Consider the following 9303-nt stretch of genomic DNA (forward strand, 5'->3'; position numbering starts at 1 on the left):
GCCGCAAGGCGCGCGCCTTTTCCCTTGCCGCGTCCGCGGGGTGTGCCTATGTGCTTGGCGTGCTCCATCGATCGCCCCTCGCCGACGTGCCCGGCCGCCAGCCCATCCTGAACGTGCCCGGCATCGTCGCGGCGCTGGCGTTGTTGCTTGTCGGCGTGCACGCGGTGCGCACCATGCTGCTGAGCGAGACCCTCGACATCGAGGTGCTCACCTATTTCGCCTTCATCCCGGTGCGCTACACCCTGCCGGAGGCGTTCGGCCTGCCGGACGGCATCGGCCCGCAGGCGTGGACCTTCGTCACCTACGCGCTGCTGCACGCCAACTGGCTGCATCTCGTGGTCAATCTGGTGTGGCTGCTCGCCTTCGGCACGCCGGTGGCGCGCCGCTTCGGCAACTGGCGCTTCGCCGTGTTCTGCGCGGTGACGGCCGCGGCGGGGGCGCTCGCCCACCTCGTCACCCATCCGGACGGGCTGATGCCGCTGGTCGGCGCCTCGGCCGCGGTGTCCGGCGCCATGGCGGCGGCAGTGCGCTTCGCGTTCGCGCCGGGCGCGGCGTTGTCGCCCGATCGTGGCCGTCGCGCCGACCACCAGCCGGCCGGCTCGCTGATCGAGAATTTCAAGGACGGCCGGGTGCTGGTGTTCGTCGGCGCCTGGGTGGCGCTGAACCTGCTGTTCGGGCTCGGCGTCTCCATGCCGGGCGTGGACGATGCGGAAGTGGCCTGGCAGGCCCATATCGGCGGCTTCGTCGCCGGGCTGCTGCTGTTCGCGCTGTTCGATCCGGTGCCGCGCCGCCAGCTCGCCTGAACGCTTTCGTCTTCCCCTTCGTCTTCCCCTTCGTCAGAGCGTCGCCTGCGCTCTTGCGTCGCATGCCTTTGCGAGGGATCATTCCGGTTCGAATGAGGCGGGTCCGGACGAGAACGCCGGCAGCAGCGGGCGCCGGCCGGGGCCGCGGGAAGGAGACCACGCCAATGACCATCAGCAGCATTCTCCAGGGCAAGGGGCAGGACATCGTCACCCTCACGCCCGATGCCACGCTCGGCGCGGCGGTGAAGAGCCTCGCGGAGCACCGGATCGGCGCGATCGTGGTGGTGGATCAGCGCATGGCGGTGGAAGGCATCATCTCCGAGCGCGACGTGGTCCGGCTCATCAACGAGCGCGGCACCGAGGTGCTGGCGACGCCGGTGGGCGAGGTGATGACGCGGGCGGTGGTCACCTGCACGCCGGACGAGATCATCCCCGCCATCATGGAGCGCATGACGCGCGGCCGGTTCCGCCACGTGCCCGTGGTGGCCGGCGACCGGCTGGTGGGGATCATCTCCATCGGCGACGTGGTGAAGCACCGCGTGGAGGAGATGGAGCGCGAGAGCGCGGCCCTGCGCGACTACATCATGACCGCCTGAGCGCGGCGGCCGAAGACCCGAACGGGCCGGCGCAAAGCCGGCCCGGAGCCCGGAGGCTGGAAGACTCCTCCCGGCCGGCGCCGCTCAGTTCGTGCCGGGCTGGCGCACCACGCGCAGATAGGGCTTCACGGTGGTCCAGCCCTGCGGGAACTTCTCCTTGGCGGCCTCGTCGGACACCGAGGGGACGATGATCACGTCGTCGCCCTGCTTCCAGTCCACCGGCGTCGCCACCTGGTGCTGCGCGGTGAGCTGGAGCGAATCCACCACCCGCAGGATTTCCTGGAAATTGCGGCCGGTGCTCGCCGGATAGGTGAGGCTGAGCTTCAGCTTCTTGTCCGGCCCGATGACGAACACCGAGCGCACGGTGGCGGTGTCGCTCGCGTTCGGATGGATCAGGTCGTAGAGGTCCGAGACCTTCTTGTCGTGGTCGGCGATGAGCGGGAAGTTCAGCTGCGCGCCCGTGGCATCCTTGATGTCCGCCACCCAGGCCGGGTGGTTCTCGGCCGAGTCCACCGACAGGCCGATCACCTTCACGCCGCGCTTGTCGAACTCGGCCTTCAGGTGCGCCACCTGGCCGAGCTCGGTGGTGCACACCGGGGTGAAGTTCTTGGGGTGCGAGAACAGGATGCCCCAGCTGGTGCCGAGCCAGTCGTGGAACTTCACCTCGCCTTCGGTGGTCTCCGCCACGAAATCGGGAACCGTATCTCCAAGACGCAGGGTCATGGCCGCTCTCCATTCAACTTGAAAAAAATGTTATACATGGAAATATACCATGGACTCGGCGCAAATCAAATCCGGACCGCGCGCCCTGCGGGCCGCGAGGCAACAGGGCCGCCCGCGCGCGCAACCGCCAGGTTGGGAAAGGGGCCGCCGCGCAGGAGGTGCAACCCGCCGGCTCACGCCGCCGCCCGGTCGGCGCGCGCCCGGGCCTTCTCGTAGAAGGCGATGTCGTCGGCCAGCAGGTCCCGCAGGCGATCGAGACGGCCGGTCTGCGCACGCAGCTCGTCCACCATCTGGCGGTAGGCGGGCTCGGGATTGGCGTTGCTGCTCGGCAGGGCGAGGGGCACCCCGGCGAGCTTCGACAGGCGCTCCACGTCGGCCCGCGCGCGGTCCTGGAAGCCGACGAAGTCGAAGCCGTCGAGGTCGACGTCGCGGAAGAACACGCCGGTGAAGAAGCGCCGCAGGAACGGCAGCCGGGCGAACGCGTCCAGAGAGAGGTTCTGCTCCAGCACATAGGCATGGAGCGCATGGCCGGAGGCCGGCATGTGGCGCCAGAAGGCGTAATGGGAGATCAGCCGCTCCACCGGGTCGCGCAGGAAGGTGATGCGCAGGCGCGCCGGCAGGGTGCGGTATTTGTGCGGATGGAAGTGCCCGTGCACCACGCGCATGCCGGCGAGCCCGTCCGCGCCGCGCGCGTCGCAGGCCGCGAGCCAGCCCTCGGGGTCGAGGTTCATGGGCGCCGCCGGGTCGAGCGGGCGGTCGCCATAGTCCCGCAGGATCGCGCCGCGCCCGTAGGCGGCGGCGAGCGCCAGGAAGAACGACGTGCCGGCGCACTTCGGCACGTGGACGGAGATCATGTCGAGTTGTGGCATGGCGGCGTCAGGCGGCGCCCGAGAGGGTGCCCTCGAGGGCCTTGGCGATCAGCGCCCGCGTCTCCGCCACGCCGTAGATCTCGACGAACGAGCCGAAGCGCGGGCCGCGATCGAGGCCGAGCAGCACCTGGTAGAGCGTGTTGAACCACTCGATGGACACGCCGGGCCGCGCCTCGCTCGCGCCCTTGGCCTTGAAATCCTGGTAGCGCGGGATCGGCCGGGCGACGTCGTAGAGCGCGTTCTGGATTTCGTCCGCGCCCGCGTCCGCGGGCAGCCCGGCGAGGGCGGCGTCGAGGGCCTCCAGCGCCTGGCGCTCGACCGGGTCGGGCGCGCGGAACACCTTGTTGGGCTTCACGAAATCGTGGAAGTACTTGACCGCGTAGCCCACCAGCGCGGCGAGCTGGGGATGGCTCGCTGCGGAGACTCCCGGAAAGTGGCGCCGCAGGAAGCCCCACAGCACGTTCTCGTCCTCGGTGTTGGAGGCCGAGGCGAGGTTGAGCAGCATGGTGAAGGACACCGGCATCTCCACCTGCGGCGGCGCGCCCGAATGGATGTGCCACACCGGGTTGCCCAGGCGCAGCTTCCAGTCCTGCTGCGGGTAGCGCGCGAGGAAGGCGTAATACTCGTCGACCGCCCGCGGGATCACGTCGAAATGCAGCTTCTTGGCCGAGCGCGGCGACTGGAACATGTAGAGCGCGAGGCTCTCCGGGCTCGCATAGGTCAGCCACTCGTCGATGGTCAGCCCGTTGCCCTTGGACTTCGATATCTTCTGCCCCTTCTCGTCCAGGAACAGCTCATAGACGAAATGCTCCGGCGCGGTGCCGCCCATGATCCGGCAGATCCGGTCGTAGATCGGCGCATTGGTCTGGTGGTCCTTGCCGAACATCTCGAAGTCGACGTCGAGCGCCGCCCAGCGGGCGCCGAAATCCGGCTTCCACTGCAGCTTCACGTGACCGCCCGTGACCGGAACGGTCTTGTCGACCCCGTCCTCGTCGGTGAAGGTGATGGTGCCGGCCTTGGGGTTCACCTCCTTCAGCGGCACGTACAGCACGCGCCCCGAGGCGGGTGAGATCGGCAGGAACGGCGAATAGGTCGCCTGGCGCTCCTCGCCGAGGGTCGGCAGCATCACCTCCATGATCGCGTCATACTTCTCCGCCGCCTTGAGCAGCACGGCGTCGAGCTTGCCGGAGCAGTAGTAGTCGGTGGCGCTGGCAAATTCGTAGTCGAAGCCGAAGGTGTCGAGAAAGCGGCGCAGCATGGCGTTGTTGTGCGCCCCGAAGCTCGGATAGTCGCCACCGAACGGGTTCGGCACCTTGGTCAGCGGCATCTGGAGATAGGGCTTCAGCGCAGCGGGATCCGGCACGTTGTCCGGGATCTTGCGCATGCCGTCCATGTCGTCCGAGAAGCACAGAAGGCGCGTCTTCACCCGGTCCTCGGTGAGCACGCGGAAGGCGTGGCGCACCATGGTGGTGCGCGCCACCTCGCCGAAGGTGCCGATGTGCGGCAGGCCCGAAGGGCCGTAGCCGGTCTCGAACAGCACCTCGTCCTTGGGCTTGCGCTTCAGCCGCTCCACGAGCTTGCGCGCCTCCTCGAACGGCCAGGCGCCGGCGGTCTCGGCGACGCGCTTCAGATCGCTGGCAAGTTCGGCGGGAACGGCGGACGCAGACGCGGCTTCGGACATTTCGGGCTCCGGGAGACGGGGTGACCTTAGGAATGCCGGCTGGACGCGTCAACGCGTCCAGCCGGCTTCCGGCGCGGGGCCGGTGCGCGCGTCACGGGGGCGTGACGCGGCGCCGCTTGGAACTGGCGCCCGATGCGCGGTAATCTTCTCCTTGCTCCTCGGCTTGAGGGGCGTGCAAGGGGAATTCAGAGGCAAGGCCATGGCCGAGACCCTCGATACCAGCGTTGTCGCGCCTTCGGACGCACCGCGTGGCCGCGCGCGCGGCGAGAGCACCCGCGTCTTCGCGCCGCTCGCCACGCCCCTCGCCATCTGGGCGATGGCGCTGTTCGGCGGCGCCTTGTTCGCCGCCGCGGTCCTGCTGTGGATGCGCCATGGCGTGTCCGTCTTCTTCGATACCCTGACCGCCGGCATCGGCTCCTGCCTCTAGGCCCGAGGCTCGGCGAACGAGGTCCCATGACGTCTCCCGCGAAGCCCTCCGGCAAGCCGACCAAGCCTCCGGCCGGACACGAAGCCCGTTCCGCGCGCCGGCGCATCCTCGCGCTGTTCGCCGCCTTCGTCGCCGGGGCGGCGGTGCTGGTGGTGGCGGTGAGCCTGCTGCTGCCCGGCCCCGCCCCGACGGGGCAGGGGGTGGCCGCGGTGGGCGGCCCGTTCACGCTCGTCGACCAGAACGGCGCCACCGTCACCGAGGCCGCGCTCAAGGGCAAGCCGACGCTCATTTTCTTCGGCTTCACCCACTGCCCGGACGTGTGCCCGACCGCACTGTTCGAAATGTCCGAGATCTTCGGCGCCCTGGGTCCGGAGGCGGACAAGGTGCAGGCGTTCTTCGTCAGCGTCGATCCCGAGCGCGACACGCCCGACGTGCTGAAGTCCTATCTCGGCAGCTTCGCGCCGCAGCTGGTGGGCCTGTCCGGCACCCCCGAGCAGGTGGAGGCCATCAAGAAGGCCTACCGGGTCTATGCCCGCAAGGTGCCGCTGACCGGCGACGACTACACCATGGACCACACGGCGGTGGTCTATCTCATGGACAAATCGGGCACCTTCGTCGCCCCGTTCAATGCCAAGCGGCCTCCGGCAGAGGCGGCGGCGGAGCTGAAGCGCTACTTCTGAGGCGCGCGCGGCGCCGCGAGAGGCCGTGCTCGGTCTTGCACCAGAAGTGCGGGCGGCGCACCAGCTCCCACAGCGCCCGCCATGCCGCCACCGACAGCAGCAGCCAGTAGGCCGGGATGCTGGCGAGGGTGGAGGCGCGCGCCGGCAGGCCGCGCCGCGCGAGGCCGACGGCGCTGCACAAGGCGGCGCCACCATAGCCGGCGATCAGCGTGGTATAAGAGAGCGCCGAGGCGGCCACCTGCGCCGGCGTATCGCAGGGCGCGCCCACCGCCCCCTGGAGCAGGTCCCGGATCAGCACGGCCACGAACATCGGGTGCAGCAGCGCCGCCGCATAGGGGCCCGCCGTGAGCAGGAACAGCGCGAGCGTCGAAGCGAGGCCGAGATCGCGCACCAGAGCGGCCGGTCGGCGGCCGTGCACCAGCAGCGTCTGCGCCCAGCCCTTCAGCCAGCGGGTGCGCTGGCCGAGCCAGGCGGACAGGCGCACCGGCGCCTCCTCGTGGGTGGCGGAGGCGATCACGAGCGTGCCCCAGCCGGCGCGCGCCAGCCGGACGCCGAGGTCGGCGTCCTCGGTGACGTTGTAGGGGTCCCAGGCGCCCACCCGCTCCAGCACGTCGCGGCGGAAATGGTTGGAGGTGCCGCCCAGCAGGACCGGCAGGCCGAGCGCGCTCAGCATGGGCAGCAGCACGTCGAACTGGGCGGCGTATTCGGCGGCGAAGTGGCCGCTGATCCAACTTTCCGCCCCGTTGTCCGCGGCGAGCCGCGCCTGCACGCAGGCGATCCCGGCGCCACCGGTGCGGAACGCGGCGAGCGCGCGCCGCAGCTGGTCCGGCTCGGGGGCGTCCTCGGCATCGAAGACCGCGACGAACTGCCCGCGCGCGAACGGCAGCGCCATGTTGAGCGCCTTCGGCTTGGTGCGCGGCCCGATGGCGGGCACCGCCACTTGCGCGAACCAGGGCGGCGGACGGCAGGCGGCGATGGCGGCGCGGGTCTCGGCGTCGTCCGCCTCCACCACCAGCTTGATGTCGAGCTTCTCGGGCGGATAGTCGAGCGTCGAGAGCGCGCGGATGAGCCGCGGCACGCTCGCCGCCTCCCGGTAGAGCGGCACCAGGATGGAATAGAGCGGCAGCCCCCGCGCATCGGGGTCGGGCTCGGGGTCGGCGGGGCTGTCATACAGGCAGCCGGCGAGGCGCAGCGTGATCCAGGACAGGAACACCAGCGAGAAGGCCGCCTGGAAGGCGAGCACCGCAGCGTCCGGCGCGAGCGCCAGCGCCAGCGCGGCCGGCACGCCGCAAGCGAGCCCGCAGGCCGCGAGCAGCCGCGCCGGCCGCAAGGTGGCGGCGGAGACTTCCGGCGCCGCGCGGGCGAGGTCGAAGGCGGCGCCCGCGCACAGGCCGTCGCCGCTGGATTGGGTGATCCGGCGGGCGAGGTCGGCGGGCGCGGCGAGTCGCACCCGCTGGGCCAGGCTCGGGTCCGCCTTGAGCGCGCGGGCGAGCCGGCGCACCTGCCGGCCGGCCACCGCCCAGGTGAAGTGGGTGCGTCCCCCCGGCTGCGGCGCCATGATGACGCCGGTGCGCAGCGCCGCCTTGGCGAGCGGGCCCTGCGGCATGGGCATGGCGTCGAGATCTGCCGTGGCGAGGCCGAGGCTCGCCGCGATCAGCCGCGCCGCCGCCTGCGCGGTCACCGCGCCGGAGGCGACCAGGACCTCGTCAGCGCCGACGCCCAGGCGGCGGGCCCGCCGCGCCGCGGCCGCGAGCACCGCGGGCGCCACCCTGTCCTTGAAAGGCGCGAGCTCCGGCGGCATAGGAACGGCGCGGGCATCGCCGGGAGCTTCGGCCGGGTCGGGCGCAGGGGACGCAGGTGCGATCGCAGCGGCCCGTCGGGTTCCGCCGGCTGGACGTTTCCCGGCGCCCTTGCGGGCACCGCGCGCCTCCCCCACCATGCGTCGCCCCCTCCGGCGCATTGCAATCTGAAGGTAGTATGGCCGCCATGGACAATCCATCCCCCATTCGGGTCAGCCGGCGCGCGGCGGCGCGGAGGGCGGCGTTTCTGGCGCTTGCGGCGGCGTTCCTGGCCGTGCTCCCGCTGGCGCCGGGCGGCGGCGCAAATGCCCAGCCGGCGGCGGGCGGCGGCGCGGCCGCGCCGGTGAAGGTTCCCAACTTCTGGAACGTGGAGCGCCGCATGGAGCGCCCCGACGCGGCGCGCCTGCCCAAGACCCTGCGGTTCGTGACCTCGGACGACTATCCGCCGTTCAACTTCACCGGCGCGGGCGGGGCGCTCGTGGGCTTCAACGTGGACCTCGCGCGCGCCATCTGCAACGAGCTCGACGCCTCCTGCACCATCGCCGCCGAGCCGTTCGACCAGCTCGTCGCCGCGGTCGACCAGGGCCGGGCGGACGCCGCCATCGCCGGCGTCGCCGCCACCCCATCGACGCGGGCGAGCCTCGATTTCTCCGAGCGTTATCTCGGCACGCCGGCCCGCTTCGTCGGGCGGTCCGGCGCCGGCCCGGCGGACGCGACGCCCGAACTGGTGGCGGCAAAGCGCGTCGGCGTGGTGGGCCGCACCGCCCACGAGGCCTTTCTGCGTTCGTTCTTCAACGAGGCGGCGATCCGCACCTATGCCGACCTCAAGGGCGCGCAGGAGGCGCTGCGCAAGGGCGAGGTGGACCTCGTGTTCGGCGACGGCATCACCCTCGCCATCTGGCTGAACGGCACGGATTCCGGCGGCTGCTGCGGCTTCATCGGCGGGCCGTTCACGGAGAGCCGCTTCTTCGGCGACGGCTTCGCCGTGGCGGTGCGCGCCGGCAATGACGGCCTGCGCCATGCCGTGGACTACGCCCTCCAGCGCATCTGGGAGAAGGGCATCTACACCACGCTCTATCTGCGCTGGTTCCCGGTCTCCTTCTACTGACCGCGCTCCGCGCTCCAACCGTGCCGCACCGCAGGTTGACGGTGCCGGAGGGCGGGACTAAAGGATCAGGCCATGTGCCAGTTCGGACAAGGACAGCCGGGATGCCGTCCGGCGCGGCGGCGAATTTCCCGCCCGGTCGACACGCTCGGCCGGGTCATCTGAATCGCACACCTTCTGCTTCGACGTGCGCGCGCCGACGGCCCCTCGCGGGCCAGACCTTCCATGAGGCGTCCGCCGTCCCGTCCGGAACCGGCCCCTGCCATGTCCTCCTCCGTTTCCGCGCAGCCTTGCCCTGCGCCGTCCCTTCCCGCGCCGCCTTTAGCCGGGCCGCCGACGGCGCCCGCCGCCGCGCCGTGTCCCCGCCACCGCCTCAGGGTGGAGGCGGAGGCCGATCCCAACCTCCTCCTGCGTCTGCTGGAGCCGTTCGTGATCCACGCCGTGATGCCGAGCGCGGTCGCCTGCTCGGCCGACGGGCGGGGGCTGACGGCGGTCCTCGACTTCCCGGCCGAGGCGCCGGTCGCCGAGCGGCTGCGCATGCGCCTTCAGGTGACGGTGGGGGTGCGCGCGGCCGAGCTGGTGCCGGTCCGGGCGCCGGCCTCCCAGGCGGCCTGAGGGGC

The 9303-nt window shown here is 71.2% G+C and carries 10 protein-coding genes; 6 read left to right on the forward strand and 4 right to left on the reverse strand.

The features are described from left to right. Positions 1-59: 59 nt before the first annotated feature. A complete protein-coding gene (locus tag ABLE88_RS21120; RefSeq protein ID WP_348833759.1) occupies positions 60-803 on the forward strand; it encodes a rhomboid family intramembrane serine protease in 744 nt (247 codons plus the stop codon). 164 nt (positions 804-967) lie between these two features. Continuing rightward, positions 968-1399, forward strand: a complete 432-nt coding sequence (locus tag ABLE88_RS21125; RefSeq protein WP_348833760.1) for a CBS domain-containing protein — start codon at positions 968-970, stop codon at positions 1397-1399. Between the two features lie 84 nt (positions 1400-1483). Here ABLE88_RS21125 and ABLE88_RS21130 read toward each other — a convergent pair whose 3' ends face one another. The 3 genes from ABLE88_RS21130 to ABLE88_RS21140 form a co-directional block, all read right to left on the reverse strand. Further along, the gene (locus tag ABLE88_RS21130; protein WP_348833761.1) at positions 1484-2122 is read right to left on the reverse strand and encodes a peroxiredoxin; all 639 of its coding nucleotides are present in this window, start codon (positions 2120-2122) and stop codon (positions 1484-1486) included. A 173-nt stretch (positions 2123-2295) separates the two neighbouring features. After that, a complete protein-coding gene (locus tag ABLE88_RS21135) occupies positions 2296-2991 on the reverse strand; it encodes a sulfotransferase family protein (protein WP_348833762.1) in 696 nt (231 codons plus the stop codon). A gap of 7 nt (positions 2992-2998) precedes the next feature. Continuing rightward, a complete protein-coding gene (locus tag ABLE88_RS21140) occupies positions 2999-4672 on the reverse strand; it encodes a lysine--tRNA ligase (RefSeq protein ID WP_348833763.1) in 1674 nt (557 codons plus the stop codon). A 199-nt stretch (positions 4673-4871) separates the two neighbouring features. On the opposite strand from ABLE88_RS21140, the gene ABLE88_RS21145 reads away from it, so the two are divergent. Beyond that, positions 4872-5099, forward strand: coding sequence for a hypothetical protein (locus ABLE88_RS21145; protein ID WP_348833764.1), 228 nt, complete (start codon positions 4872-4874; stop codon positions 5097-5099). Between the two features lie 26 nt (positions 5100-5125). Next, complete coding sequence (locus ABLE88_RS21150; protein ID WP_348833766.1) at positions 5126-5779, forward strand: SCO family protein; 654 nt, start codon at positions 5126-5128, stop codon at positions 5777-5779. Here ABLE88_RS21150 and ABLE88_RS21155 read toward each other — a convergent pair. Next, a complete protein-coding gene (locus ABLE88_RS21155) occupies positions 5724-7547 on the reverse strand; it encodes a glycosyltransferase (protein WP_348833767.1) in 1824 nt (607 codons plus the stop codon). The two genes, ABLE88_RS21150 and ABLE88_RS21155, sit on opposite strands and share 56 nt — an antisense overlap. Before the next feature lie 218 nt (positions 7548-7765). On the opposite strand from ABLE88_RS21155, the gene ABLE88_RS21160 reads away from it, so the two are divergent. After that, complete coding sequence (locus ABLE88_RS21160) at positions 7766-8686, forward strand: transporter substrate-binding domain-containing protein (RefSeq protein ID WP_348833768.1); 921 nt, start codon at positions 7766-7768, stop codon at positions 8684-8686. A gap of 426 nt (positions 8687-9112) precedes the next feature. Beyond that, positions 9113-9298 (forward strand): hypothetical protein, encoded by a 186-nt coding sequence (locus ABLE88_RS21165; protein WP_348833769.1) that lies wholly within the window; start codon positions 9113-9115, stop codon positions 9296-9298. The last annotated feature ends 5 nt before the right edge of the window (positions 9299-9303 follow it).

This window comes from Xanthobacter luteus (assembly GCF_040049235.1).
In the GTDB taxonomy this organism is placed as follows: domain Bacteria; phylum Pseudomonadota; class Alphaproteobacteria; order Rhizobiales; family Xanthobacteraceae; genus Xanthobacter.